Source organism: Sphingomonas sp. BT-65 (assembly GCF_026107375.2).
GTDB lineage: Bacteria > Pseudomonadota > Alphaproteobacteria > Sphingomonadales > Sphingomonadaceae > Sphingomonas.
Genome location: NZ_JAPCIA010000001.1, coordinates 1442307 through 1465717, shown reverse-complemented (window position 1 = coordinate 1465717; position 23411 = coordinate 1442307). Strand labels below are relative to the sequence as shown.

Here is a 23411-nt window from a genome sequence, read left to right as displayed (position 1 = left end):
CGGGAGAAACCTCAATTGGGCAGCGGCTCGGTGCCGACCTTTTCCACCCATTGCGGGAAGAAGGCCGGCTGACGGTTCGACCAGCCCGACGCGGTCGCCGCGGCCTCGCTGATCGACTGGAGCAGCTTGCGCCGCAGGTCCGGATGGAGATGCGGCAGCGCCGCCGCAGCACAGAAGGCCGCGGGCAGCCATGGCCGCACCTCCGCGCCGATCAGCCGCTCGTAGAGGAAGCGATAGGCCGAGAAGCCGGTGAGCCGGCCCTGCCCCAGATCGAAGGCCGAGACGGTGACGAGCGGCGCCATGAACGGCTCCATCGCATCGAGCCCGCTGTCGTCGGGGATCAGTGCGCGAATCTCGGGAAGCCGGTCGTACATATGCGCCTGGGCACGGATGCTGGCGGCCTCGACCACGTCGCGCGACCAGCGCTCCATGGCGTCGTTGCGCTCGAGCCCGACATCGAGCGAGCGGCGGATATACCGCTGCGTCGCCGCGGCGAACCCGGCGAATTCCTTCATCTCGGCCAGCGTCATCGCGCCTTCGGCCGGCTTACTTCGTGCGCTCATTCTCCTTCACTCCCACCCCACTCGACTCCTTCACGGCGGAGGATGCCCCAGGATGGTTAACGCTACCCTTAACCCCGCGTCGTCCGCCGTTCAGACAAGGAATCACAGATGGTTTTGCGTTGCAACATTGGTTGCGGCGAATTGAGGGACGGCGAGTGAAAACAGATGTGGATCGAGGCTTTCGGGCAACAAATATGAATCAGGGCCGTAACGGTCGGCGAGGTCCAAAGCTTACGAAGTTGACAGTGGCGGTTGACAGAATCGAGGGGTTTCGCGGCAGCTGTCAACTTCGTGCGCGGCGGCGAAAAACGGCGGAATTCCGCCATGATTGGTGGTTTGCCGCGCGTGAAATACGGATCGAGGCGGTTGACACTGTCAAAGAGCGAAGCAGGGGCGAGCACAGCAAGTGAAATCCAACATTGCAAGCTTCCTGCACAGCCGATCTCGCTGACGCAGCCCGGCAAAATGCCAATCGTCGCCGCGGCGAAACGATTCATCGGATATCGGCGGCGGCGCTCTAGGATCGACGGAACCATTCTGCCACGAACCCTGCATCGAGATTCGGGGTCTGAAGGGGGCCACCATGAAAGCCAAGGTTCTTGCGGCGCGATTCGCGCTGATGGCAGCGCTTTGCCTGGCGACGATCGCCCCCGCCAACGCGCAGTTCTGGCAGTGCGTCCCCTATGCACGCATGATCTCCGGCATTCAGATCCATGGCAACGCGCACACCTGGTGGGCGCAGGCGGAAGGCCGCTACGAGCGCGGCCGCGAGCCGGTCGAAGGTTCGGTGATGTCGTTCGCGGCGACCCAGCGCATGCGCCTCGGCCATGTCGCGATGGTCTCCAAGGTACTGAGCGACCGCGAAGTGCTGCTGACCCACGCCAACTGGTCGCGCCGCGGCGGGATCGAAAAGAATGTGATCGCGGTGGACGTGTCCGAGAAGGGCGACTGGAGCCGCGTCAAGGTGTGGTTCGCGTCGAACGGCGGGCTCGGCACCTCGACCTATCCGGTCAACGGCTTCATCTATACCGGCAAGGCGCCGGCGATCGAGCCCGAGGAAGCGCCGTTTGGCGGCGTGACGATCGCGGCGATCGATCTCGAGAAGTTCGGGATCACGACCGCGATGCAGAAGTAAGGCAAGCCGGTCCCTTCACTTCATCGTCATCCCGGCCCTGTGCCGGGATCCACTGCGCCTCTCGCGAGCCGCGCGAGATTGAGCACCATCGCTTGCCTCCCGGTGGACCCCGGCACAAGGCCGGAGTGACGGGTTTGGTTTCAGACCGTTGCCTTCACCGCGGCATTTCGTTTGCGGGAAGCCGGGACAACGCTATTCTCGATCCCGCGGGCGGGCGTCCATAACGGGAGCAGAGCCATGTCGGTTGCGAAGGTCATCGAGGTCATCTCCAGCTCGAGCGAGAGCATCGAGCACGCGATCCGCGACGGTGTCGCCAAGGTCGGCGAGACCGTGCAGAATATCGAGAGCGTCTGGGTCAAGGACACCAAGGGCGTGGTGCGCGACAACAAGGTCGTCGAATGGCGCGTGATCCTCGCCGTGACCTTCGTCGTCAAGTGACGCGGACGATGGTCGTCAGGCCGGCCTGAACGTCATCGCCAAGCCATTCATGCAATAGCGCTTGCCGGTCGGCGGCGGGCCGTCGTCGAACACATGGCCGAGATGCCCGCCGCAGCGGCGGCAGAGCACCTCGGTGCGCGGCACGCCGATCAGATAGTCGGTGCGGGTGCGGATCGCGTCCTTGAGCGGGGCGTAGAAGCTCGGCCAGCCGGTGCGGCTGTCGAATTTGGTGCGCGAGCTGTAGAGCGGCAGGCCGCAGCCGGCGCAGGCGAAGATGCCCGCGCGCTTCTCCTTGTCGAGCGGGCTGGTGAAGGGGCGCTCGGTCGCCGCCTGCCGCAGCACGCGATATTGCGCGGGGGTAAGGCGCTTGCGCCATTCGGCATCGGTGAGGGTGAACTCGAACCGCTGCGCGGCCTCGGATTCGGCCGAGGTGCAGCCGAAGGTGACGGCGATGCCGCCGGTGCCGGCGAGGGCGAGCAGGTGGCGGCGAGTGAGCGGCATGGGCATCCTTTCGGCGACGCATGGGCTACGAAAGATCGAAGACGCAGCCGCGTCAAGGATGCGACGCTATTCGGCGATCAGCATCCTCTCGGGATCGACAGATCTGTCCCGGGCAATCGGCGCGTTCTCGTCCGAAGGCGGCCATATCGCGCGAATCCGCTCTTCATAGAGGCTGGCCATGCCCTGGTGCGCGATACGTGCCTCGGCACATTGCGCCGCACCCGCGCACATCAGAGCAACCTGTTGGCGATGAAGAAGTTCGTTGAGATCCATGATCTGCCCCTGCAACTGTAAGCGGGAGCGCGACGGTCTCTCAGCCGCTGAAGCCTACGATCAGTATCTTTCAGCGATGACCTATAGATGGAGCGGGAGCGTGATTTTTCAAGGTGCGCGCCAGTCCTGGGCTGTATCGACATTCCGACATTCCTCCCCGGAGGGGGAGGAATGAACTGGCCTCGATCCTGAATGTCGATACGCCCTCGCTCACCCCACGCGAAATGACGACACGGCCTCAGTAGCGGCTGAGCTCCACCGGCATCTTCTTGTAGCCATGGACGAAGCACGCGGATACGCGCTCCGGCTCCGCTACGACATTGGGGCGCAGGCGGCGCTTGGCCATCTCCTCCATCAGCACGCCGATCTGCAGCTCGGCGAGGCGCGCACCCACGCAGCGGTGGATGCCGTGACCGAAGGCGAGGTGGCGGCGGGCGTTGGCGCGATCGACGATGATCTCGTCGGGGCGCTCGAACACGGTCTCGTCGCGGTTGGCGGAGAGATACCAGAGGACGAGCTTGTCGCCCTCGGCGATCTTCTGGCCCATCAACTCGGTATCCTGGGTCGCGGTGCGGCGCATATGCGCGAGCGGGGTCTGCCAGCGGATGATCTCCTGGCAGACATTGGGGATCAGCTCGGGATTGGCTTCGAGCTTGGCGCGCTCGTCGGGGAACTGCTCGAGCGCCCAGGCATAGGCGCTCATCGAATTGCGCGTGGTGTCGTTGCCGCCGACGATGAGCAGAATGAGGTTCCCGAGGAACTCCATCTGATCCATCTCCGCCATCGCGTCCGAATGGATCATCATCGAGATGAGGTCGGGCGTCGCCTCCTTTCCGACCTTGCTGTTCCACAGTGCGCCGAACTCGGCGGCGCACTGGAACAGGATCTGGCGGCGCTCTTCCTTGCGCACGGGGTCCTTGGCGATCTCGATATCGCCGGCCCAGTCGGACCAGTAGGTGAGCTTGCGGCGCTCCTCCCACGGGAAATCGAAGAGGAGGGCGAGCATCTGCGTGGTCAGCTCGATCGAGACTGTATCGACCCAGTCGAACGTCTCGCCGACAGGGAGCGAATCGAGGATCTCGGCGGTGCGCTGGCGGATGTCGCCGGTCATCCGCACCATCTCGGACGGCGTGAAGGCGGGGGCGACGGTGCGGCGCTGGCCGGTGTGCTTGGGGCGGTCCATCGCGATGAACATCGGCATCTTGATGTCTTCCGGCATCAGGTCGGCGACGGTGATGCCGCCGGCCTGGCTGGAATAGAGTTCGGGGAGCGATTCGACCTCGACGATCGGCTTGTAGGTGGAGATCGACCAATAGGGGCCGAACGCGCTGTTCTCGCAGCGATAGACCGGGGCTTCGGCGCGCAGGCGGCGGAACGGCTCGTGCCAGAGGTCGTCGCGGTAGAGCTCTGGCCGGGTGACGTCGAGCGGATCGACCGCGGGCGCGGCTTCGGGCGCAAGGGTGGCCATGGCTTTACTCTCCCGGAACGCTGTTTGTCCGGGAGAGTGGCTTAACTTACAGGATTGTCAATAGCGGGTTCGACGGGGCGTTTCCGGCCCAGGCGGAGCTTGGGACTGCCCGACTGGAGCACGCCGCGGCGGAAGAGGCGCGCGGCGATGGTGATGGTGACCGCGACCCACGATGCTTGCCATGCCAGCGCCAGGAAATGCGGAAGCAGATCGGGCGCATTGGCGGCGCGGGCGACCATCGCGAAGGGCGAGCTGAACGGGAAGACCTCGGCAGCGGTCGCGATCCCACTCGTCGGGCTCGCGGCCGCAGCGGTGGCGAGCCCGAACATCGCGACCTGGAAGATCGTGATGGGCAGCGACAGCATCTGCAGCTCGCGCTGCGTCGAGGCCTGCGCGCCGATGCCGAGGAACACCGCGCCGAGCAGCATGTACGCCATCACGAAATAGGCGAAGAACAGGAGCCCGAACATCGGCAGCCCCACCGCGGGGCCAACATCGATGAAGGCGGTGGCGACGCGGGTGGGGAGCAAGGTGGTGACGTTGACCGCGACCGTGCCCCAGAAGCCAAGGAACAGGAGCGCGACGCCGAACATGCCGAGGAGCTTGCCGAAGAACACGCTTTCGAGCGGGACTGCGGCAGCGAGAATCTCGATCACCTTGTTCGAGCGCTCCTCGGCCATGGTGCCGACGACCTGGCCGGCGAGCAGCAGGCTGACCATGAACAGTGCGGTGACCGCGAAGAAGGCGGCCTGGCCGTGGCCGCTGGAGGTCGAGCCGGGGCGGGCGATGACGGTCTTGGTCGCTTCGCTGAGCGGCGCGGTGGTGCCGGCGCGCTGGGCGCGGAGCACCTGGTCGGCGAGCTCGGCGAGATAGCTGGCGGAACGCGTGCCGTTGATGCTGTGGAGGATCTGTGGCCGCTCGAGCGGGCCGTACATCACGGCATAGGTGTCGATAGCCTTGCGCTCGAAGATCGCGCGGCCTTGCGCCCGCGGGTTGGCGCCGGGCGCCTCGACGATCAGCTGGGGCGGGCGTTCGCGCTCGCGGAACATGTCGCGGAGCTGGCGGTCGATCGCGATCGCGGTGCGTGCCTGCTCGCCGCTGGCGAGGATCACGATGCGCGCCTTGTCGTCGCCACTCTTGCTCATCGATGCCGCACCGACTCCGCCGATCGCGCCGAAGCCGACCATCATCAGCGGTGCGAGCAGGAAGAGCAGGAAGGTGGGGGTAAACACCGTCGCGACGAAATCGCGGCGGGCGATCGTCATGGTCTGGCGGACGAGGCGGGCGAGACTGCTCATGCCTGCGCCTCCAGCGCTTCGGCTTCCTCCAGCGCCTTGCGGCCGACGATGCGGACGAACACGTCGTGGAGCGACGGACGCTCGATCGACAGGCCCGAGATGCCGTAGCCGGCGTCGATCAGCTTCACCAGCGTGGCCTCGATCCCCTCGTCGGGCAGAGTGAAGCGCCAGCCGTCGCCCTCGGGCGCGGCATCGGCGGGGAGCAGGGCGCGGATGCCCTGGTTCGGATGATGCGGGACATAATGCGCCTTGAAGGGCAAGGTGGCGCGGGCGTCGGCGACGGTGCCCTCGAAGCGCACCTTGCCGCCGGCGATGATGGTGAGCCGGTCGCACAGCCGTTCGGCATGCGCCATGACATGGGTGGAGAAGAGGATCGTCGCGCCGCGGTCGCGCTCGGCGAGGATGAGCTTCTCGAGCCGCTCCTGGTTGACCGGGTCGAGGCCGGAGAAGGGCTCGTCGAGCACGAGCAGGTCGGGCTGGTGGACGACCGAGCCGAGCAATTGCACGAGCTGGGCCATGCCCTTGGAGAGCTTGCGGATCTTCTGGTCGGTGGCGTGGCCGAGGCCGGTGGCCTCCATCAGCGCGACCGCGCGGGTGCGGCCGGTACGCCAGTCGAGCCCGCGCAGCGCGCCCATGAAAGCGATCGCCTGAATGGTCTTCATCGAGGGGTAGAGGCCGCGTTCCTCGGGGAGATAGCCGATGCGGTCGCTGACCTCGCGCGGGCGGTCGTTGCCGAACACGCTGCGCGTGCCGCCATCGGGCTCGATGATGCCGAGCAACATGCGCAAGGTGGTGGTCTTGCCCGCACCGTTGGGGCCGAGCACGCCGTAGATCATGCCCTTCGGCACGGCGATGTCGACGCCATCCACTACGCAGCGGTCGCCGAAGCGCTTGATCAGGCCGGTGGCGCTGACCGCCAGTTCGCTACTCAACAAAATTCCCCTCGCTCACCGGAGCCGTGGTAGCTGGGGGTGATGCATGTAGGCAAGTCACTGGAGGCGGCAATCCGCGAAAAGGCGGTGGAGCTGGGCTTCGCTGCGTGCGGGATCGCGCGTGCCGACGCGGCGCCGCTGGCGGGCGAACGGCTGCGCGAGTGGCTGGCCGAGGGGCGGCACGGCGACATGATCTGGATGGCCGAGCGCGCGCATCACCGCGAGAGCCCGGCGGGGCTGTGGCCCGAGGTGCGCAGCGTGATTTCGCTCGGCATGAGCTATGCGCCCGCCGCCGATCCGCTGGCGCTGGCGGAGGCGGGGGAACGCGGGCGGATCTCGGTCTATGCGCAGGGCGCGGACTATCACGACGTGATGAAGAAGGCACTGAAAGCGCTGGGCCGTTGGCTGGCGGCTGAGGCGGGGTGCGATCTCAAGGTGTTCGTCGACACCGCGCCGGTGATGGAAAAGCCGCTGGCCGAGGCGGCGGGACTGGGCTGGCAGGGCAAGCACACCAACCTCGTCAGCCGCGACCATGGCAGCTGGTTGTTCCTGGGAGCGATCTACACCACGCTGGAGCTGGAACCGGATAGCTCTAGCGGCGGCGGATGCGGATCGTGCGATGCGTGCCGGACGGCGTGCCCGACCGCTGCCTTTCCCGCGCCCTATCAGCTCGATGCGCGGCGCTGCATCTCGTACCTCACGATCGAGCTCAAGGGGCCGATCCCCGAGGAGTTCCGCGAAGCGATCGGCAACCGCATCTATGGCTGCGACGATTGCCTGGCGGTGTGCCCGTGGAACAAATTCGCGGCGGCCGCGGCGGCGAACCTCGCCTTCGCGCCGCGCGCCGAGCTGGCCGCGCCCCAGCTCGCCGAGCTGCTCGCGCTCGACGATGCCGGGTTCCGCCAGGTCTTCTCGGGATCGCCGATCAAGCGGATCGGGCGCGACCGGATGATGCGCAACTGCCTGATCGCGGCGGGGAACAGCGGCGAGGCGGCGCTGCTGCCGGCGGTCGAGGCGCTGCTCGGCGATCCCGACCCGGTCGTAGCGGAGGCTGCGGAATGGGCGCGGAATAAGATAGTACAAGCGGATAGACTGGCGGTGACTCGTTCCTCCCCCGGAGGGAGAGGGGGACCGCCGAAGGCGGTGGAGGGGTAGGTCGCCACAAGCCGACCGGCCCGCGAATGGAGATTACCCCTCCACCAGCTTCGCTGGTCCCCCTCCCCCTCCGGGGGAGGAGTTTTGAGTTACTTCCCCGCGCGGCTCGCCCTGAGCGCGGCGGCACAGCTCGACTGGTCTATCGGCTTGCCGTCGCGCTGGCGCGTCTCGGCGAAGGTGACGGTGGCGTCGCCACGGCCCGATTTGGGCGGATAGAGATAGGCGTCGAGCACGCAGATCGGCCCGCCGAACTGGAGCTTTCGCGCGCTGCCCTCGCTGACGTCGAGCTGCGGGCGGCCGAACTGGGCGATCAGAGCGCTGGCGCTCGCCCCCATCACCGTGGTGAGCGCGGCCATGCCGGGCTGGGGCACCGGAACCGGCGCGGCGCGAACGACCGGGGGCGGGGCGGTCGCACCGCCGCAACCCGCGAGCAGCACGAGCAGCGCGGCGGCGATCGGAACTCTCACTTGACGGTTCTCCGGTGGAACAAGTGCGTCGCCATCGCGGCGCCAAGGACAGGCGCGGCGAGATTGACGAACGGCACGAAGAACAAGGCGGTGCCCGCTGCCCCCAAGATGAAGCGCGAGAGGCGCGTCGCGCTGCGCCAGCGCGCGAGGTCGGCGGCGGGCAAATGGCGCACCGCGACCATGTCGCCGAGATCGCGGCCGAGCAGCCAGCTATTGACGAGGAAGAAGGCGAGCGCGGTGCCGACTCCGGTGACGAGCAGCAGGATGTAGAGCGGGGCGAGCACGAGGTTGACCAGCAATGCGCGGACGGCGGAACGCAGCCCCATGCCGAGCGAGCGCGCGAAGCTGAGGTCGCGCGCGGCAGCGAACTTCGCGGGATAGTGTTTCGCCTCGACCGCGTGGACCACCTCGTCGGCGAAAACGCTGATCACCGCGACTGCGATCGCGCGGAACAGCAGCCACGCGCCGAGCGCGCCGAGCAGCAGCGCGGCGGCCGCGATGAGGCTGGCGATGCTGTCGCTCGCGTCGAAATAATGGGCGATGAGCGCCTCGACCCCGAACCACAACGCGGCGCCGAGCGCCACGAAGATCGCGAGTGTCAGTAGCATCGATTTGACGAAGACGGCGAGGATCCGCTTGTCGCCAAGCTGGCGGATCGAGAGGAGCAGCGCATCGAACATCGCGGTATGGATGGGCCGGGGCCCCGACATAAGTCAACGCGGTTGCGCGCGCGCGCTCGCTCTACTAGGCGCGCGGCAGCCATTACTCCGGAGATCCATGTGACCGCACCCGCCCATGACGTCGTCGCCATCGGCAACGCAATCGTCGACGTCCTCGCCTCGGCCGAGGACAGCTTCATCGACGAGATCGGCGTCGCCAAGGGATCGATGCAGCTGATCTTCTCGCCCGAGGAAGCTGACGCGCTCTACGCCAAGATGGGGCCGGGGCGTGAGGTTTCGGGCGGGTCGGCCGGGAACACCGTGGCCGCCATGGCCGCGCTGGGCGGCCGCTGCGCCTTCATCGGTCAGGTCGCCGACGATCAGCTGGGCGAAGTGTTCGCGCACGACCTGCGCGCCAGCGGCGTCGATTTCGATACGGTGGTGCGCGCGGGGCCGCCCTCGACCGCGCGCTGCTTGATCTTCGTGACGCCCGACGGGCAGCGCACGATGAACACCTTTCTCGGTGCCTCGCAGTTCCTGCCCGAGAAGGCGCTCGACCGCGATCTGATCGCGGGCGGGGCGATCCTCTATCTCGAAGGCTATCTGTGGGACCCCGAGGAACCGCGTCAGGCGATGCGGGCTGCGATCGGGATCGCGCGCGACGCCGGGCGCAAGGTCGCGTTCACGCTGTCCGACGTGTTCTGCATTTCACGCCATGGCGGCGACTTCCGCGCGCTGCTCGCGGATGGCCTGATCGACATCCTGTTCGCCAACGAGAACGAATTGCTGGCGCTGGCCGAGCTCGAGGATTGCGAGGACGCGATCGCCAAGATCAGCCGCCAAGTGCCGGTGCTCGTCGTGACGCGCAGCGAAAAAGGCGCGATCGCGATCGCCAATGGCGAACGCGCAGCGGTGCCGGCCGAGCCGATCGACAAGGTGGTCGACACCACCGGCGCGGGCGACCTGTTCGCCGCGGGCTTCCTGCACGGCCAGGCCCAGGGCTGGAGCCTGGAGAAGTCGCTCAAGCTCGGCGCGGTGTGCGCGGCGGAGATCATCAGCCATTATGGCGCGCGCGCCGAGGTGGACCTGAAGGCGCTGGCGGCGGAAAAGCTGGGCTGATCGCCGAAGCGGACAAGAACAAAGGGGCCGGGAGAGCGATCTCCCGGCCCCTTTTATTTTTGGACGGCGCGGCGGTCAGCGGGTGCCCGGAACCGGCGGGTCGAGATCCTCATATGCCTCCGGCTCATGCACCTCGACGATACCGCGGCCGACATGGCTGTGGTGACGGCTGTAGAGGAAGTAGACGAGCAGGCCGACCGCCGCCCAGCCTGCGAACAGCGTCAGCGTGTAGGCCGACAGGCTGAAGAACAGGTAGAGGCAGCCGAGGATCGCAACGGGTGCGACGATCATCACGGCCGGGGTGCGGAACGGACGCACGCGGTTCGGATCGGTCTTGCGCAGCACCATCACCGCGATCGCCACCATCGCAAACGCGAATAGCGTGCCGGAGTTCGAGATGTCGGCCAGCGCGCCCACCGGGAACAGCGCCGCGAACAGCGCGACGAAGATGCCGGTGATGATCGTGACGACGTGCGGGGTGTTGTACTTGGGATGGACCTTGCTCAGCACCTCGGGCAGCAGGCCGTCGCGGCTCATCACGAAGAAGATGCGGGTCTGGCCGAACATCATCATCAGGATGACCGAGGGCAGAGCGAGGCCCGCGGCAAGGCCGATCAGATTGCCGATCTGGACCCAGCCGATCTGGCGCATCGTCCAGGCCAAAGCTTCCTTCGAGCAGACCACCGCCTGGTTGCCGACATCGGCGCAGGCAGCGGCCATCGCGGTCGCGTTGCCCGGCTCGATGCCCTTGCCGGTTGCGTCCATCAGCGGCTGCGCGCCCACCGTCCCGATGACGCCCGAGGCGACCAGGATGTAGAAGACGGTGCAGATGGCAAGGCTGCCGATCAGGCCGATGGGCATGTTGCGCTGCGGGTTCTTGGTCTCCTCGGCGGCGGTCGAGACCGCGTCGAAGCCGACATAGGCGAAGAAGATCGAAGCCGCGGCGGCGGAGATGCCGGCGAAGCCGAGCGGCGCGAAGGGGATGAACTTGTCGGTCTGGAGAACCGGCAGCGCCAGCACCACGAACACGGTGAGCGCGGTGATCTTGATCACCACCAGGATCGAATTGACGAAGGCGCTCTCCTTGGTGCCGATCACCAGCAGCCAGGTGACCAGCAGCGCGATCAGGCAGGCGGGGAGGTTGATATAGCCGCCCACCGCGATCGCGGTCGAAAGCTCGGCGCTGGGCGCCGCGCCGAAGGCGAGCTGGATATGCGCGATCAGCGCATTGGCGTTGACGATCTCGGACGGCAGCGCGATCCCGAGATATTCTCGAAGTAGTCCGACGAAATAGCCGGACCAGCCGACCGATACGGCGCCTGCCGCGACGGCATATTCGAGCACCAGCGCCCAGCCGACCAGCCAGGCCATCAGCTCGCCCGTCACCGCATAGCTATAGGTGTAGGCAGAGCCCGAGACCGGCACCATCGACGCCATTTCGGAATAGCAAAGCGCCGCCACTGCGCAGACGAACCCGGCAATGACGAAGCTGAGCAGCATCCCCGGACCGGCCTTTTGCGCCGCTTCCGCGGTCAGCACGAAGATGCCGGTACCGATGATGGCGCCGACGCCCAGCATGGTGAGCTGGAAGGCGCCGAGCGACCGGTGGAGCGATTTCTTCTCTGCGGTCGCCAGAATGGCGTCGAGTGGCTTAACGCGCCCAAAAATCATGTGGCTCTTATCCCCCAAGGCGGTGTGGCCGTTGCCATCACCGCGGATACGAAAGCCCGGGAGCCTAAACGCAAATCAGAGGCGCGCAATCCCCCAAGTGCACGGTCTATCGCGCCAGCATTGGACCCAGCGGCTTGCCGGCGAAGATATGGACATGGAGATGCGGCACCTCCTGTCCCGAATTGACGCCGACATTGGCGAGCAGACGGTAGCCGCTCTCGACCGCGCCGGCCGCGCGCGCGACGATTCCGACAGCGCGGACGAAGCCCGCGATCTCGGCATCCGACGCGTTGGCGGAGAAATCGTCCCACGAGACATAGGGGCCGCGCGGGATCACCAGCAGATGGGTCGGCGCCAGCGGATTGATGTCGTGGAAGGCGACGGCATAGTCGTCCTCGTAGACTCGCTTCGAGGGGATTTCGTCGCGCAGAATCTTCGCGAAGATGTTCTGGTCGTCATAGGGCTTGGTGGCGTCAATCGGCATGTCTGCTGCCCTTTTCGTCGATTCCGGAAACGCCTTCGCGGCGGGCGAGCTCGGCGCGGACGTCGTCGAGGCTGAGCCCCATGTCGGCGAGCAGGACGAGCAGGTGGAAAAGCAGGTCCGCCGCCTCGCCGGTCAGGCCTTCGCGATCGTCCTGCACCGCGGCGATCGCAGCCTCGACCGCTTCCTCGCCGAGCTTCTGCGCGATCTTGGCGCGGCCCTTGGCGGTCAGCTTCGCGACATAGGAGGTGGATGGATCGGCGGCGCGGCGCTCGCGGATCACGGCTTCGAGCGTGTCGAGGATGTCGGCGGCCATATCCGCGCAGTCGCGCCACACCGCTTTGGTGTCAATCCTTGGGTTTGCGCTTCCGGCGGCGCATCGCGCGCTGAGCGAGCCAGATGCCGCCCGCGGCCATGGCGGCGAGCGCGAGATCGGACAGTTCGGGCATCGAGCGGTGCGTCACCTCGCCACTGTGCGCGGCGAGCGCGGGCGCGGCGGCGAGCAGGGGGAGGAGAGCGCGGAGCATCATGGGCCGGTTTATGCCGGTCCGGCTGCGAAAGCGTTAACCGTGGCTGCGGACCGGGATTCCAGCGGCGGCGAGGGCGGCATGGGCGTCGGCGATGCTCGCTTCGCCGAAATGGAAGATCGAGGCGGCGAGCACGGCGCTGGCATGGCCGTCGCGGATGCCGGCGACGAGGTGATCGAGATTGCCGACCCCGCCCGAGGCGACGACGGGGACGGTCACCTGATCGGCGATCGTGCGGATCAGCTCGAGGTCATAGCCGTCGCGCGTGCCGTCGCGGTCCATCGAGGTGAGGAGGAGTTCGCCTGCGCCCAGTTTGGCGAGGTTGAGCGCGTGCTCGACGGCGTCGATCCCGGTGGGCTTGCGGCCGCCATGGGTGAAGACTTCCCAGCGGCCCGGCGCGACCTGGCGGGCGTCGACCGAGGCGACGACGCACTGGCTGCCGAAGCGCTCGGCGATTTCGCTGACGACCTCGGGCCGGGTGACGGCGGCGGAGTTGACCGCGACCTTGTCCGCCCCGGCGAGGAGCAGCGCGCGCGCGTCTTCGGCGGTGCGCACCCCGCCGCCGACGGTGACCGGCATGAAGCAAACTTCGGCGGTGCGGCGGACCACGTCGATGATCGTGCCGCGCGCCTCGTGGCTGGCGGTGATGTCGAGGAAGCAGAGCTCGTCCGCGCCGGCGGCGTCATAGGCGCGCGCCTGCTCGACCGGATCGCCGGCGTCGCGCAGGTTGACGAAGTTCACACCCTTGACGACGCGGCCATTGGCGACGTCGAGGCAGGGGATGACGCGCGCGCGGACGGTCAAACTAAATCCTCCCCGGCACGGGGAGGTGGCAGCGCGCAGCGCTGACGGAGGGGGCCTTCCCCACCCGACTCGCTTGCCTCGGGCCCCCTCCACCACGCCCTGCGGGCGCGGTCCCCCTCCCCGTGCCGGGGAGGATTTGGAAATTGCCGCTCACGCTGCCGCCCTCAGCGCTTCCGCCAAGTCCAGCCGCCCGTCGTAGAGCGCGCGGCCGGTGATGACGCCTTCGATGCCGGGCTTGCCCACGAGCGCGTGGATATCGGAAATGTCCGCAACGCCGCCGCTGGCGATCACGGGGATCGAGACCTCGGCGGCGAGGGCGACGGTCGCCTCGACATTGCAGCCCTTGAGCAGCCCGTCGCGGCCGACATCGGTGAACAGCAGGGCGGCGACTCCGGCATCCTCGAAGCGGTGGCCGAGCTCGGCGACCGGGACGGTGGAGACGTCGGCCCAGCCCTTGGTCGCGACGAAGCCGTCGCGCGCGTCGACCGCGACGACGATCCGGCCCGGGTGCGCGGCGGCTGCTTCGCGCACGAAATCCGGGTCGTCGAGCGCGGCGGTGCCGATCACGACGCGGCTCACCCCGATCTCGAGCCAGCGCTCGACCGAGGCACGGTTTCGAATGCCGCCGCCGAGCTGCACCTTGCCCGGGAAGCGATCGATAATCGCCGCGACGGCGACACCATTGATCGATTCGCCCGCGAAGGCGCCGTCGAGGTCGACGACGTGGAGGTGCGTCGCGCCCGCCTTCGCGAAGGCGGCCGCCTGGGCGGCGGGGTTCTCGCCATAGACGGTGGCGCGGGTCATATCGCCCTCGGCGAGACGGACGACCTGACCGGCTTTCAAGTCGATGGCGGGAAAGACGATCATGGGCGCCACCTCAGGAAGCGTTCGAGGAGCGCAAGGCCGTAAAGCTGGCTCTTTTCGGGGTGGAACTGCACCCCGGCGAAATTGTCGCGGCCGATCGCGGCGGTGACCGGACCGCCATGCTCGGTGGTCGCGAGCACCGCCTCGCCATCATAGGCGAAGCTGTGGAGGAAATAGGCCTCGCCCGGCTCGATCAGCGGGTGCGGCGCGACGGGAATGACGTCGTTCCAGCCCATATGGGGGACGCGCACGTTGTTGGCCGGCAGCTCGCGGACAGTGCCGTCGAGCCAGCCCAGACCCTGATGCGTGCCGAGTTCCTCGCCCGTCTTCGCGAGCAGCTGCATCCCGACGCAGACGCCGAGGAACGGGATCGCATCGCGCAGCACGCGCTGGTCGAGCGCCTCGACCATGCCGGGAATCGCGCGCAACCCCGCCGCGCAGGCGCCGAACGCGCCGACGCCGGGCAGGACGATGCGATCCGCCTTCGCCACCACGTCCGGATCAGCCGTGATCGCGACGTTGGCCGCGCCGGCGGCCTTGAGCGCATTGTGGACCGAATGGAGGTTGCCCGCGCCGTAATCGATCAGCGCGACCGAGGTCACAGCGTCCCCTTGGTCGAGGGGATCGCGTCGGCCTTGCGCGGGTCGATCTCCACCGCCTGACGCAGCGCACGGGCAAGGCCCTTGAATGCGGCCTCGGCGATATGGTGGTTGTTCTGGCCGTAGAGCGTCTCGATGTGCAGCGTCACGCCCGCGGTCTGCGCGAAGCTGTGGAACCAATGCTCGAACATCTCGGTGTCCATCTCGCCGAGCCGCTTCTGGCTGAATTCGGTCTTCCACACGAGGAAGGGGCGGCCCGAGATATCGATCGCGACGCGGGTCAGCGTCTCGTCCATCGGCGAGAGCGCGTCGGCGTAGCGGCGGATACCGCACTTGTCGCCCAGTGCTTCGGCGATCGCAGCGCCGATCGCGAGGCCGGTGTCCTCGACCGTATGGTGCTGGTCGATATGGAGATCGCCGACGGTCTTGACGTCGAGATCGATCAGCGAGTGGCGCGAGAGCTGCTCGAGCATGTGATCGAAGAAGCCGATCCCGGTCGAGATCGCATAGCTGCCGGTGCCGTCGAGATTGACCGTCACGTCGACCGAGGTCTCGCTGGTCTTGCGGCTGATCGTCGCGGTACGCATGGCTGCTCCATAGCGCTGTCACAGAGGCATGCAATGATGGCGCAGCTATGCCGGGCCCCACTTCATCTTGACCAGTGCGCCAAGGCCTGTAGGCAATGGGCACATGAGTGGTAGCGTGCCCGACAGCCTGATTCCCTATGACGAGATCGTGCAGGAGGCTCTGCGCGCCGTGGTCGGCCGCGTGCTCGACCAGGTCGCGGCCACCGGTGCGCTGCCCGGGGCGCATCATTTCTACATCACCTTCAAGACGCGTGCGCCCGGCGTGGACATCCCCGACCGGCTGATCGAGCGCTTCCCGGACGAGATGACGATCGTCCTGCAGCACCGTTTCTGGGACCTGAAGGTGGACGAGGAGCGCTTCTCGGTCGGGTTGAGCTTCAACCAGATCCCCTCGACGCTGGTGATCCCGTTCGCGGCGATCACCGGATTCCATGATCCCGCGGTGAATTTCGAGCTGCGCTTCCAGGCGGCCGAGGACCCCGACGGCCCCGAGCCGCACGAGGAGGCCGAGAATGACGGCCCCGCGGTGACGCCGGTCGAGGACGGGTCGAACGTCGTGGCGGTGGACTTCAAGCGCAAAAAATAAGGGTTGCGCTTGCCGCCAGAGATCCCAGCTTCCGCTGGGATGACGGAGAAAAGCATGACCCGCACCGAAACCGACTCGATCGGCGCGATCGAGGTGCCGGCGGATGCCTATTGGGGCGCGCAGACGCAACGCAGCATCGAGAATTTCCCGTTCGGCGCGCGCGAGCGCATGCCGATCGAGATCATCTACGCGCTCGCGCTGGTGAAGCAGGCCGCGGCGCGGGTGAACCGCGCGCACGGGCTCGACGGGAAACTCGCCGACGCGATCGAGGCGGCGGCGGAGGAGGTCGCCGAGGGCAAGCATGACGACCAGTTCCCGCTGGTGATCTGGCAGACCGGCAGCGGCACCCAGAGCAACATGAACGTCAACGAGGTGATCGCGGGCCGCGCCAACGAGATGCTGACCGGCACGCGCGGCGGCAAGTCGCCGGTGCATCCCAACGACCACGTCAATATGAGCCAGTCGTCCAACGACAGTTTCCCGACCGCGCTGCACATCGCCGTGGTCATCGCCGGCGCCTGGCGGCTGTTTCCGGCGCTGCGCCGGCTCCACGCCGCGCTCGGCGCCAAGTCGGATGCGTGGATGGGGATCGTCAAGATCGGCCGCACGCATTTGCAGGATGCGACGCCGCTCACGCTTGGGCAGGAATTCTCGGGCTACGCCTATCAGCTTTATGCCTGTCACCGGCGGATCGAGGAGGCGGCCAAGGGCCTGATGCGGCTGGCGCAGGGCAGCACGGCCGTGGGAACCGGGCTCAATGCGCCCGAAGGGTTCGCCGGCGCCTTCTGCGCGGCGCTGAACGAGATCACGAGCATGGGCTTCACGCCGGCCGAGAACGGCTTCGAAGCGCTCGGCTCGAACGACCCGCTGGTGCATTATTCGGGCGCGCTCAACACCTTGGCGGTGGCGCTGACCAAGATCGCCAATGATATTCGCCTGCTAGGGTCGGGGCCGCGCTCGGGCCTCGGCGAGCTGGAGCTGCCGGCCAACGAGCCGGGCAGCTCGATCATGCCGGGCAAGGTCAATCCAACCCAGTGCGAGATGCTGACGATGGTCGCCGGGCAGGTGATCGGCAACCATGCCGCGGTCACCGTGGGGGGCATGCAGGGGCATCTCGAGCTCAACGTGTTCAAGCCGCTGATCGGCGCGGCGGTGCTGCGCTCGATCCATCTGCTCGCGGTGGGGATGGACAGCTTCGCCGAACGCTGCGTCGAGGGAATCGAGGCGAACGAGGCGCGCATCGCCGAGCTGGTCGAACGCTCGCTGATGCTGGTCACCGCGCTCGCGCCCGAGATCGGCTACGACAATGCCGCGAAGATCGCGAAGGTCGCCCATGCCGAGGGGCTCACGTTGCGCGAGGCCGGGCTCAAGCTCGGGCTGGTCGACGAGGCGACGTTCGACCGCGTGGTGCGGCCCGAGACGATGGTGGGAACCCCGCCAGCGCCGCGGGGTTGATAGGCCGAACAAAGGCTAAAGGAATCAGGATGATCGGCAAGGTTATCGGTGCGCTCGTCGGGCGCGATATCGATCGGCGCGACGGCAGTGGTGGCGTGAAGGGCGCGGCGATCGGCTGGGTTGCGGCGAGCGCGCTGCGGCGGCTGGGGCCGATCGGGCTGGCGCTGGGCGGCGCCTATGTCGCCAAGAAGGTCTATGACCGGCGCAAGGCGTCGCGCCGGGGCTAGAGTTCGGATTCAGCTGCGCTGAATCGCGGTGCCGGCCCGCTCCCCCACCCGGCCACCCATAGAATACACTGGCGTTGGGTGGCTGGGTGGGGGAGCGGGCCGGCACCGCAGCCGGGTCAGCTTTGCTGACCCCGCAACGCCGCCGCTTGACGGACAAGGCGTGCCCGCGCCAATGGCGGGCATGGCGCATCGCGAATCCAAGTTCGAATTCGACCGCAGGGGGGTGCTGTTCGTGCTCTCCTCGCCCTCCGGCGCGGGCAAGTCGACCATCGCGCGCAAGCTGCTCGAGGCGGAGCCCGGCATGGGCGTGTCCATCTCCGCGACTACCCGCCCGATCCGCGAGGGCGAGCAGGACGGGCGCGAATATCATTTCGTGAGCACCGAGACCTTCAAGGAAATGGCCGCGCGCCACGAATTCCTCGAATGGGCGCACGTCTTCAACTATCGCTACGGCACGCCGCGTGCGCCGGTGAAGAAGATGCTGGGCGAGGGGCAGGACGTGCTGTTCGACGTCGACTGGCAGGGCGCGCAGCAGCTGTTCCAGCTCGAGGGCGGGGACGTGGTGCGCGTGTTCATCGTGCCGCCCTCGCTCACCGAGCTCGAGAAGCGGCTGCGCGACCGCAATACCGACAGCGAAGAGGTCATCCAGTACCGCATGAAGCGGGCGGAGCGCGAGCTCAGCCACTGGGACGGTTATGACTATGTCGTGGTCAACGACGACCTCCATACATGCTTCGAGAAGGTGCACACCATCCTGCAGGCCGAGCGCGAGAAGCGTTCGCGCAAGCCGGGGCTGATCGGCTTCATCCGCGAGCGGCAGGAAGAAGCCATCGCCATGGGGCTCGCGACGCGCTAGCTTCCCTCCCCTGAACTAGGGGAGACCTGAAATGCCGAGAGCTGTTCTGGGCGGCCTGCTGGGCGGGATCGCCATGTGGATCGTCGGATTCATCTTCTGGGGCACGCCGCTCAAATATCTCGCGCTCAGTCAGGCCAGCGACGCGGCGAGCGCGACGATCCAGGCCACGCTCGCGCAGCAGCTGGCAGCAACCGGAAGTGGCGCCTATCCGATCCCGTGGCCCGACACGCCGACAGGGACGCAGCTCTATGGGCACGGTCCGGTGGCGATGGTGCTGTTCAACAATAGCGGGTTCGCCGTGCTGGACACGAGCGCGCTGATCGGCGGTCTGATCCTGGGTATCGTCTGCGCGCTGCTGCTGGCGTTCGCGCTGGCGCGGGTGACGGCGGGGATGAGCTTCGGCGGGCGGCTGACGATCGTCGGGCTGTTCGCGGTCGCGATCACCACCTACAGCCAACTCGGCCAGCCGATCTTCAACCACGCGCCCTGGGGCTATTTCGTCTATCTGTGGATCAGCGGGATCGCCGGGTGGCTGGCGGCAGGCGCGGTGATCGCGTGGCTGTTGCCCAAGCCGGTGGTCGCGGCGACGGTGCCGCCGGAAGCGCCATCAGAGTAACGACAGAAACCGCGCGCCCGCGTCGAAATCGGCGCGGCGTGCGGCGCGTGCCTTGTGGGCGAGATCGTCCTCGCCCCAATGCTCGGCCTGCCAGTCCTCGTCGAGATTGGCGGCGGACCAGATGTCGTCGGGTGCGGCAAAGCCTTCGAGCAGTGCCAGCGCGGCGATCAGCGAGCCGGTGATGGTGATCAGCGGCGAGAGCGCGGCGAGCTCGAAGGGCGAGCGGGTGGCGACCACGTCGGCGAGCCTGCCGATCGTCTCTGGCGATTGCGGGCGGTGCATCACGCCGGTGGTGGTCACCGGGTCGACGCCGTAGCGGGCGCGCGCCCAGTCGAGCAGCGGGTCCCAGGCGGCCTGCTGGCGCAGCAGCAGCTCGAGCGGATGATCGGCGCGATAGCAGAGCAGGTCGCTCTCGCCGTACTTGGCGAGGCCGGCGGCGAAGGCGGCGGGATCGGGCGCGATGCGATCGATCGCGGCATTGGCGAGGCCGGTGAGCGGCATCGCGCGCGGATCGATCGTCTCGCCGACCGCGCGCCATTCCTCGGCCACCGCTTCCGCGAGGGCCGGGGTGGGCAAAGTGAGCGGCACGCGGCCGGGTGTTCGGACGGGCTTGCCGTCGAGATGGATGTCGTGCCCCCTCGCCGCGGGGATGGCGGCGGCGTCCTTCCAGAAACGCTTCATGAATTACTGGTCCGGCGTGGGCGGGGTGCGCCAACGGCGCGCCATCGCGCGGGGAACCACGGCGATGCAGTAGAGGCCCGAGAGCAGGATCGCGGCGCCGAGGATGCGCAGCCACATCGTGTCCGTCTTGGCCATGATCACCAGGCCGAACACCGCGCCGGCGACCGCCAGCATCTCGACGAACACCATCGTGAAATAGCGGTTGCGGGCGGGATCCTCGGTCATAACGCCTCCAGCAGGACCGGAAGCTCGCGAGCGTCGGTGGAGACGCGATGCGCGCCGGCTGCCGTCAATTCATGCGCCTCGTGATAGCCCCACGCAACCCCGACCGCATGCGTGCCGGCATTGATCGCCATCGCGATGTCGAAGCTGGTGTCGCCGATCATCGCAGTGGTTTCCGGCGCGGCGCCGGCTTCGGCGATCGCGGCTTCGAGCATCGACGGGTGCGGCTTGGAGGGGTGGCGGTCGGCGGTCTGGAGCGTGACGAAGCGATGGGCGAGACCGTGATGCTCGAGGATCAGCGCGAGGCCGCGGTCGGACTTGCCGGTCGCGACGCCGAGCACCCAGCCGGCATCATCGAGCGCCGCGATCGCCTCCGCCACGCCGTCGAACAGCGGCTCGGGATCGAGCGCGCGGTCGGTGCGCATCGCGTGGAAGGCGCGCTTGTAATCCTCGGCCATCAGCTCGTGCTGGCGCGCCTCGGCATCGGGCAGCAGGGCGGCGATCGCCGGGACGAGGCTGAGGCCGACGATGCGGCGGATCGAATCGCGGCCGGGCGGGTCGAGCCGGTGGGTGGCGAAGCACGCCTCCATCGCGCGGCAGATATTGGCCTGCGAATCGACGAGCGTGCCGTCGCAGTCGAATACGGCGAGGCGGTTCAAGGTACGAAGCCAATTCCTCCCCTGAGCTTGCTCAGGGGAGGGGGGCCGCCGCCGTAGGCGGTGGTGGAGGGGTGCGGCGGTTCACCGCCGCGTTCCGCGGCGACCCCTCCGTCATCGCTGCGCGATGCCACCTCCCCCGGAGGGGGAGGAATTAGGAAGGGCCAGCTCATTTCTTCTTTGGCTTCCCGGGTTTTGCGGGCTTGTCGGCCTTGTCCCCCCGCCCGCGCCGCTCGCCGCGGCGTTCCTTGCGCACGGTCTTGGCATGGGCCCTGGCGCGCGACTTCTCCTGCTCGCGGGTCAGCGGCGCCTTCTCGTCGGGCGGCATGTTGTCGCCGCGCTCGATGTCGAAGCCGAGGCTGGCGAGCGTTTCGGCGAAATGGGTGGGCAGGTCGGCGGTGACGTCGAGCTTGCCGCCGTCCGGGTGATCGATGCGGATGCGGCGGGCATGGAGGTGCATTTTCCGGGAGATGCTGCCCGAGAGGAACGCGTCGGCCAGGCCATATTTGCCGTCGCCGACGATCGGGTGGCCGATCGCCGCCATATGCACGCGCAGCTGGTGCGTGCGACCGGTGTGCGGCTGGAGCTCGACCCAGGCGGCGCGGTTGCCGGCGCGGTCGATCACGCGATAGCGGGTGCGCGCGGGCTGGCCCTCTCTCTCATCGACCTGCATCTTCTCGCCGCCGGTGCCGGGCTGCTTGCCGAGCGGGAGGTCGATGAAGCCGTCCTCGATGCTCGGCACGCCGACGATGATCGCCCAATAGGTCTTCCGCGCGGTGCGGCCGGAGAAGCTCTTCGAGAAATAGGCGGCGGCGCGGGCGGTGCGGGCGAGGACGAGCGCGCCCGACGTATCCTTGTCGAGGCGGTGGACCAGCTTGGGCCGCGTATCGAGGTCGAAATAGAGGCCGTCGAGCAGCTGGTCGACATGGTCGTGGGTCTTGGTGCCGCCCTGCGTCGCGAGGCCGGGCGGCTTGTTGAGCACGATCGCCTGTGCGTCGCGGTGGATGACCATCGATTCGGCGAACTCGATCTGTTCGGGGGTGAGCTGGGGGCGGGCCTTTTTGGGCTTTGCGGCCGTTGCCTGCACGGGTTCGGCCGGGGGGACGCGGATCACCTGCCCCGCCTGGATGCGATCGCCCGGCGTGGCGCGCGCGCCGTCGACGCGGAGCTGGCCGGTGCGCGCCCAGCGCGAGACGACGTTGAAGCTGGTATCGGGCAGATGCCGCTTGAACCAGCGATCGAGCCGGATGCCGTCATCGTCGATACCGACGGTGAACTGGCGGACGTTGGTCTCGCTCATGCCGCCACCCGGGCGAGCTGGAGGCCGGCGAACAGCGCGGCGATCGAGCCGATCACCGAGGCGAGGATATAGAGGAGCGCGATGCCGTACTCGCCGCGCTGGAGCATGTTGGCGGTCTCAAGCGAGAAGGCGGAGAAGGTAGTGTAGCCGCCGAGCACGCCGACGCCGAGCAGATAGCGCAGCGCCTCGTCCCCGCTCGACCGCGCGGCGAGCCAGCCGGCGAGCAGGCCCATGGCGAGACCGCCGGCGAGGTTCACGATCAGCGTGCCCCAGGGGAAGTCCGGTCCCCACAGCGCTAGCGCGGCGCGCCCGGTGAGGTGTCGCGCCCCGGCGCCGAACGCGCCGCCGAGCATGACGAGGAGGAGGTGATTCATCGCGCCGCGTTAGCGCGGATCGGGGGCGGGGACTAGGCCCGGCCCGAAGCGGGTGGGGACGACGCTTTCGCGCCGTCCCCGGGAGAAACTCAGTTGCCGCCGTTGGCGACGAGATCCAAATCCGTGCCGCCGTCGGCGCGGGCCGAGAGCATCACGACATAGGCAGAGCCATCGCGGCCACGCGTGCCGCCGAGGACGTGCTGCCCCTCCTTCGCCTGATGTTCGGCCGAGAAACCGGCCTTGACCGCTCGGGTGTAATACCAGTCGATCATGGTCTGCAGCGGTTGCGGTGTCGAGAAGCTTACTACCCGAAGTGCGCATTGCGCGTCCTGCGCACCCGCCGCTTCGGTGACGCGGGCCTGGGGATGGAGCGGCATGCCGGCTGGCAGGCGCGCGGCCCAGGACGCCGAATAATTGAGTTTCGCCGCGCAGCCGGCGGTGCGCTTGTCCTTCTGCTTCGCGGCGAGCGTGCCGAGCGTGATCGCCTGGTCCTGCACGTCGCACGCCTCGCACTTGCCGCTCGGCGCAGGCGCCTTGAGCAGCTCGCCGTCCTTGGGCATCGCGGCCTTGGCGGCGGCGACGGTCTCGGAGGGGACGGGTGCCGAATAGGGCTGGCTGGCGGGGCGGATCGCATCCTTGTTGGCCTGGCCGGCGAGCTGCGGGTCGACCATGATCTGGTCCTGCAGCGCGCCCATCAGCGCCGGATCGGCGGTGTTGGCGGTGATCTCATTGTCGAGTGCGTCGACATTCTGGTTGCCCGCGCCGCCGCCGCACGCGGCGAGCGCGAGCGGCAGCAGGACGGTGGCACTGGCCCGGCGGATCATCGTGGAGCTCCCCATTCGAGATGCTGATGCCAGTTCAGGGTTAAGGAAGCGTTGGGGACATGCCCGCTCACCA

At 67.7% G+C, this 23411-nt stretch carries 32 protein-coding genes; 9 read left to right on the top strand and 23 right to left on the bottom strand.

Annotated features, from left to right (window positions below; translation table 11 throughout):
* Positions 1 to 11: 11 nt before the first annotated feature.
* Both OK349_RS07120 and OK349_RS07115 read right to left on the bottom strand, forming a co-directional pair.
* Entirely contained in the window at positions 12 to 563 is a 552-nt protein-coding gene (locus tag OK349_RS07120) for a hypothetical protein (protein ID WP_265117120.1), read from the bottom strand.
* A gap of 68 nt (positions 564 to 631) precedes the next feature.
* Positions 632 to 1099 carry a hypothetical protein gene (locus tag OK349_RS07115; RefSeq protein ID WP_265117119.1) on the bottom strand — a complete coding sequence of 156 codons (468 nt, stop codon included), beginning with the start codon at positions 1097 to 1099 and terminating at the stop codon, positions 632 to 634.
* 47 nt (positions 1100 to 1146) lie between these two features.
* Between OK349_RS07115 and OK349_RS07110 the strand changes: the two genes are divergently transcribed.
* Both OK349_RS07110 and OK349_RS07105 read left to right on the top strand, forming a co-directional pair.
* Complete coding sequence (locus OK349_RS07110; RefSeq protein ID WP_265117118.1) at positions 1147 to 1698, top strand: CHAP domain-containing protein; 552 nt, start codon at positions 1147 to 1149, stop codon at positions 1696 to 1698.
* A gap of 237 nt (positions 1699 to 1935) precedes the next feature.
* On the top strand, positions 1936 to 2136 hold the full coding sequence (locus tag OK349_RS07105; protein WP_265117117.1) for a dodecin family protein: 201 nt from the start codon (positions 1936 to 1938) through the stop codon (positions 2134 to 2136).
* 15 nt (positions 2137 to 2151) lie between these two features.
* On the opposite strand, the gene msrB is transcribed toward OK349_RS07105, so the two are convergent.
* The 5 genes from msrB to OK349_RS07080 all read right to left on the bottom strand — a co-directional run bounded on the left by msrB (position 2152) and on the right by OK349_RS07080 (position 6614).
* Entirely contained in the window at positions 2152 to 2637 is a 486-nt protein-coding gene (msrB, locus tag OK349_RS07100) for a peptide-methionine (R)-S-oxide reductase MsrB (protein WP_265117116.1), read from the bottom strand.
* 66 nt (positions 2638 to 2703) lie between these two features.
* On the bottom strand, positions 2704 to 2910 hold the full coding sequence (locus OK349_RS07095; protein ID WP_265117115.1) for a hypothetical protein: 207 nt from the start codon (positions 2908 to 2910) through the stop codon (positions 2704 to 2706).
* 238 nt (positions 2911 to 3148) lie between these two features.
* On the bottom strand, positions 3149 to 4378 hold the full coding sequence (locus tag OK349_RS07090; RefSeq protein ID WP_265117114.1) for a cytochrome P450: 1230 nt from the start codon (positions 4376 to 4378) through the stop codon (positions 3149 to 3151).
* 41 nt (positions 4379 to 4419) lie between these two features.
* Positions 4420 to 5676, bottom strand: coding sequence for an ABC transporter permease (locus OK349_RS07085; RefSeq protein WP_265117113.1), 1257 nt, complete (start codon positions 5674 to 5676; stop codon positions 4420 to 4422).
* Positions 5673 to 6614, bottom strand: coding sequence for an ABC transporter ATP-binding protein (locus OK349_RS07080; protein WP_265118554.1), 942 nt, complete (start codon positions 6612 to 6614; stop codon positions 5673 to 5675). The genes OK349_RS07085 and OK349_RS07080 overlap by 4 nt, the downstream gene beginning before the upstream one ends.
* A gap of 36 nt (positions 6615 to 6650) precedes the next feature.
* On the opposite strand from OK349_RS07080, the gene queG reads away from it, so the two are divergent.
* On the top strand, positions 6651 to 7763 hold the full coding sequence (gene queG, locus OK349_RS07075) for a tRNA epoxyqueuosine(34) reductase QueG (protein WP_265117112.1): 1113 nt from the start codon (positions 6651 to 6653) through the stop codon (positions 7761 to 7763).
* 89 nt (positions 7764 to 7852) lie between these two features.
* On the opposite strand, the gene OK349_RS07070 is transcribed toward queG, so the two are convergent.
* Positions 7853 to 8230: a hypothetical protein gene (locus OK349_RS07070; protein ID WP_265117111.1), complete on the bottom strand. Its 378-nt coding sequence runs from the start codon at positions 8228 to 8230 to the stop codon at positions 7853 to 7855.
* The gene (locus OK349_RS07065) at positions 8227 to 8910 is read right to left on the bottom strand and encodes an EI24 domain-containing protein (protein ID WP_265117110.1); all 684 of its coding nucleotides are present in this window, start codon (positions 8908 to 8910) and stop codon (positions 8227 to 8229) included. Before OK349_RS07065 ends, OK349_RS07070 begins: the two co-directional genes overlap by 4 nt.
* A gap of 99 nt (positions 8911 to 9009) precedes the next feature.
* Here OK349_RS07065 and OK349_RS07060 point away from each other — a divergent pair, with 99 nt between their 5' ends.
* Positions 9010 to 10008 (top strand): adenosine kinase, encoded by a 999-nt coding sequence (locus OK349_RS07060; protein ID WP_265117109.1) that lies wholly within the window; start codon positions 9010 to 9012, stop codon positions 10006 to 10008.
* 75 nt (positions 10009 to 10083) lie between these two features.
* On the opposite strand, the gene OK349_RS07055 is transcribed toward OK349_RS07060, so the two are convergent.
* From OK349_RS07055 to hisB, 8 genes are all read right to left on the bottom strand, one after another.
* Entirely contained in the window at positions 10084 to 11679 is a 1596-nt protein-coding gene (locus OK349_RS07055; RefSeq protein ID WP_265117108.1) for an amino acid permease, read from the bottom strand.
* A gap of 106 nt (positions 11680 to 11785) precedes the next feature.
* Positions 11786 to 12163 carry a histidine triad nucleotide-binding protein gene (locus OK349_RS07050; RefSeq protein ID WP_265117107.1) on the bottom strand — a complete coding sequence of 126 codons (378 nt, stop codon included), beginning with the start codon at positions 12161 to 12163 and terminating at the stop codon, positions 11786 to 11788.
* Positions 12153 to 12476 carry a phosphoribosyl-ATP diphosphatase gene (locus OK349_RS07045; protein ID WP_265117106.1) on the bottom strand — a complete coding sequence of 108 codons (324 nt, stop codon included), beginning with the start codon at positions 12474 to 12476 and terminating at the stop codon, positions 12153 to 12155. The genes OK349_RS07050 and OK349_RS07045 overlap by 11 nt, the downstream gene beginning before the upstream one ends.
* 31 nt (positions 12477 to 12507) lie before the next feature.
* Positions 12508 to 12690, bottom strand: a complete 183-nt coding sequence (locus tag OK349_RS07040) for a hypothetical protein (RefSeq protein WP_265117105.1) — start codon at positions 12688 to 12690, stop codon at positions 12508 to 12510.
* Positions 12691 to 12723: 33 nt separating this feature from the next.
* Positions 12724 to 13491, bottom strand: a complete 768-nt coding sequence (gene hisF / locus OK349_RS07035) for an imidazole glycerol phosphate synthase subunit HisF (RefSeq protein WP_265117104.1) — start codon at positions 13489 to 13491, stop codon at positions 12724 to 12726.
* 150 nt (positions 13492 to 13641) lie between these two features.
* Complete coding sequence (gene hisA, locus OK349_RS07030) at positions 13642 to 14358, bottom strand: 1-(5-phosphoribosyl)-5-[(5-phosphoribosylamino)methylideneamino]imidazole-4-carboxamide isomerase (RefSeq protein WP_265117103.1); 717 nt, start codon at positions 14356 to 14358, stop codon at positions 13642 to 13644.
* Positions 14355 to 14957 (bottom strand): imidazole glycerol phosphate synthase subunit HisH, encoded by a 603-nt coding sequence (hisH, locus tag OK349_RS07025; RefSeq protein WP_265117102.1) that lies wholly within the window; start codon positions 14955 to 14957, stop codon positions 14355 to 14357. The genes hisA and hisH overlap by 4 nt, the downstream gene beginning before the upstream one ends.
* A complete protein-coding gene (gene hisB / locus OK349_RS07020; RefSeq protein ID WP_265117101.1) occupies positions 14954 to 15541 on the bottom strand; it encodes an imidazoleglycerol-phosphate dehydratase HisB in 588 nt (195 codons plus the stop codon). The genes hisH and hisB overlap by 4 nt, the downstream gene beginning before the upstream one ends.
* A gap of 103 nt (positions 15542 to 15644) precedes the next feature.
* Between hisB and OK349_RS07015 the strand changes: the two genes are divergently transcribed.
* The 5 genes from OK349_RS07015 (at position 15645) to OK349_RS06995 (ending at position 19281) form a co-directional block, all read left to right on the top strand.
* The gene (locus OK349_RS07015) at positions 15645 to 16127 is read left to right on the top strand and encodes an SspB family protein (RefSeq protein ID WP_265117100.1); all 483 of its coding nucleotides are present in this window, start codon (positions 15645 to 15647) and stop codon (positions 16125 to 16127) included.
* A gap of 39 nt (positions 16128 to 16166) precedes the next feature.
* Positions 16167 to 17582, top strand: coding sequence for a class II fumarate hydratase (fumC, locus tag OK349_RS07010; RefSeq protein ID WP_265117099.1), 1416 nt, complete (start codon positions 16167 to 16169; stop codon positions 17580 to 17582).
* A gap of 29 nt (positions 17583 to 17611) precedes the next feature.
* Complete coding sequence (locus OK349_RS07005) at positions 17612 to 17809, top strand: hypothetical protein (RefSeq protein WP_265117098.1); 198 nt, start codon at positions 17612 to 17614, stop codon at positions 17807 to 17809.
* Between the two features lie 181 nt (positions 17810 to 17990).
* The gene (gmk, locus tag OK349_RS07000; protein ID WP_265117097.1) at positions 17991 to 18665 is read left to right on the top strand and encodes a guanylate kinase; all 675 of its coding nucleotides are present in this window, start codon (positions 17991 to 17993) and stop codon (positions 18663 to 18665) included.
* A gap of 31 nt (positions 18666 to 18696) precedes the next feature.
* The gene (locus tag OK349_RS06995; protein ID WP_265117096.1) at positions 18697 to 19281 is read left to right on the top strand and encodes a hypothetical protein; all 585 of its coding nucleotides are present in this window, start codon (positions 18697 to 18699) and stop codon (positions 19279 to 19281) included.
* Here the strand turns inward: OK349_RS06995 and OK349_RS06990 are convergent.
* From OK349_RS06990 to OK349_RS06965, 6 genes are all read right to left on the bottom strand, one after another.
* A complete protein-coding gene (locus OK349_RS06990) occupies positions 19273 to 19962 on the bottom strand; it encodes an ATP12 family chaperone protein (RefSeq protein WP_265117095.1) in 690 nt (229 codons plus the stop codon). The genes OK349_RS06995 and OK349_RS06990 overlap by 9 nt on opposite strands.
* A gap of 3 nt (positions 19963 to 19965) precedes the next feature.
* On the bottom strand, positions 19966 to 20187 hold the full coding sequence (locus OK349_RS06985; RefSeq protein WP_265117094.1) for a hypothetical protein: 222 nt from the start codon (positions 20185 to 20187) through the stop codon (positions 19966 to 19968).
* On the bottom strand, positions 20184 to 20843 hold the full coding sequence (locus OK349_RS06980) for an HAD-IA family hydrolase (protein ID WP_265117093.1): 660 nt from the start codon (positions 20841 to 20843) through the stop codon (positions 20184 to 20186). Before OK349_RS06980 ends, OK349_RS06985 begins: the two co-directional genes overlap by 4 nt.
* A 166-nt stretch (positions 20844 to 21009) precedes the next feature.
* Positions 21010 to 22140: an RluA family pseudouridine synthase gene (locus OK349_RS06975; RefSeq protein ID WP_265117092.1), complete on the bottom strand. Its 1131-nt coding sequence runs from the start codon at positions 22138 to 22140 to the stop codon at positions 21010 to 21012.
* Positions 22137 to 22514, bottom strand: coding sequence for a fluoride efflux transporter CrcB (gene crcB / locus OK349_RS06970; RefSeq protein WP_265117091.1), 378 nt, complete (start codon positions 22512 to 22514; stop codon positions 22137 to 22139). Before crcB ends, OK349_RS06975 begins: the two co-directional genes overlap by 4 nt.
* A gap of 89 nt (positions 22515 to 22603) precedes the next feature.
* A complete protein-coding gene (locus OK349_RS06965; protein ID WP_265117090.1) occupies positions 22604 to 23338 on the bottom strand; it encodes a hypothetical protein in 735 nt (244 codons plus the stop codon).
* Positions 23339 to 23411 lie beyond the last annotated feature (73 nt).

Excerpts from the sequence above, each read along its gene's own strand:
- OK349_RS07120 (WP_265117120.1), bottom strand. The coding sequence starts at position 563 with ATGAGCGCACGAAGTAAGCCGGCCGAAGGCGCGATGACGCTGGCCGAG.
- OK349_RS07115 (WP_265117119.1), bottom strand. The coding sequence starts at position 1,099 with ATGGTTCCGTCGATCCTAGAGCGCCGCCGCCGATATCCGATGAATCGT.
- OK349_RS07110 (WP_265117118.1), top strand. The coding sequence starts at position 1,147 with ATGAAAGCCAAGGTTCTTGCGGCGCGATTCGCGCTGATGGCAGCGCTT.
- OK349_RS07105 (WP_265117117.1), top strand. The coding sequence starts at position 1,936 with ATGTCGGTTGCGAAGGTCATCGAGGTCATCTCCAGCTCGAGCGAGAGC.
- msrB (WP_265117116.1), bottom strand. The coding sequence starts at position 2,637 with ATGCCGCTCACTCGCCGCCACCTGCTCGCCCTCGCCGGCACCGGCGGC.
- OK349_RS07095 (WP_265117115.1), bottom strand. The coding sequence starts at position 2,910 with ATGGATCTCAACGAACTTCTTCATCGCCAACAGGTTGCTCTGATGTGC.
- OK349_RS07090 (WP_265117114.1), bottom strand. The coding sequence starts at position 4,378 with ATGGCCACCCTTGCGCCCGAAGCCGCGCCCGCGGTCGATCCGCTCGAC.
- OK349_RS07085 (WP_265117113.1), bottom strand. The coding sequence starts at position 5,676 with ATGAGCAGTCTCGCCCGCCTCGTCCGCCAGACCATGACGATCGCCCGC.
- queG (WP_265117112.1), top strand. The coding sequence starts at position 6,651 with ATGCATGTAGGCAAGTCACTGGAGGCGGCAATCCGCGAAAAGGCGGTG.
- OK349_RS07065 (WP_265117110.1), bottom strand. The coding sequence starts at position 8,910 with ATGTTCGATGCGCTGCTCCTCTCGATCCGCCAGCTTGGCGACAAGCGG.
- OK349_RS07055 (WP_265117108.1), bottom strand. The coding sequence starts at position 11,679 with ATGATTTTTGGGCGCGTTAAGCCACTCGACGCCATTCTGGCGACCGCA.
- OK349_RS07050 (WP_265117107.1), bottom strand. The coding sequence starts at position 12,163 with ATGCCGATTGACGCCACCAAGCCCTATGACGACCAGAACATCTTCGCG.
- OK349_RS07045 (WP_265117106.1), bottom strand. The coding sequence starts at position 12,476 with ATGGCCGCCGACATCCTCGACACGCTCGAAGCCGTGATCCGCGAGCGC.
- OK349_RS07040 (WP_265117105.1), bottom strand. The coding sequence starts at position 12,690 with ATGATGCTCCGCGCTCTCCTCCCCCTGCTCGCCGCCGCGCCCGCGCTC.
- hisA (WP_265117103.1), bottom strand. The coding sequence starts at position 14,358 with ATGATCGTCTTTCCCGCCATCGACTTGAAAGCCGGTCAGGTCGTCCGT.
- hisB (WP_265117101.1), bottom strand. The coding sequence starts at position 15,541 with ATGCGTACCGCGACGATCAGCCGCAAGACCAGCGAGACCTCGGTCGAC.
- OK349_RS07015 (WP_265117100.1), top strand. The coding sequence starts at position 15,645 with ATGAGTGGTAGCGTGCCCGACAGCCTGATTCCCTATGACGAGATCGTG.
- fumC (WP_265117099.1), top strand. The coding sequence starts at position 16,167 with ATGACGGAGAAAAGCATGACCCGCACCGAAACCGACTCGATCGGCGCG.
- OK349_RS07005 (WP_265117098.1), top strand. The coding sequence starts at position 17,612 with ATGATCGGCAAGGTTATCGGTGCGCTCGTCGGGCGCGATATCGATCGG.
- gmk (WP_265117097.1), top strand. The coding sequence starts at position 17,991 with ATGGCGCATCGCGAATCCAAGTTCGAATTCGACCGCAGGGGGGTGCTG.
- OK349_RS06995 (WP_265117096.1), top strand. The coding sequence starts at position 18,697 with ATGCCGAGAGCTGTTCTGGGCGGCCTGCTGGGCGGGATCGCCATGTGG.
- OK349_RS06990 (WP_265117095.1), bottom strand. The coding sequence starts at position 19,962 with ATGAAGCGTTTCTGGAAGGACGCCGCCGCCATCCCCGCGGCGAGGGGG.
- OK349_RS06985 (WP_265117094.1), bottom strand. The coding sequence starts at position 20,187 with ATGACCGAGGATCCCGCCCGCAACCGCTATTTCACGATGGTGTTCGTC.
- OK349_RS06975 (WP_265117092.1), bottom strand. The coding sequence starts at position 22,140 with ATGAGCGAGACCAACGTCCGCCAGTTCACCGTCGGTATCGACGATGAC.
- crcB (WP_265117091.1), bottom strand. The coding sequence starts at position 22,514 with ATGAATCACCTCCTCCTCGTCATGCTCGGCGGCGCGTTCGGCGCCGGG.
- OK349_RS06965 (WP_265117090.1), bottom strand. The coding sequence starts at position 23,338 with ATGATCCGCCGGGCCAGTGCCACCGTCCTGCTGCCGCTCGCGCTCGCC.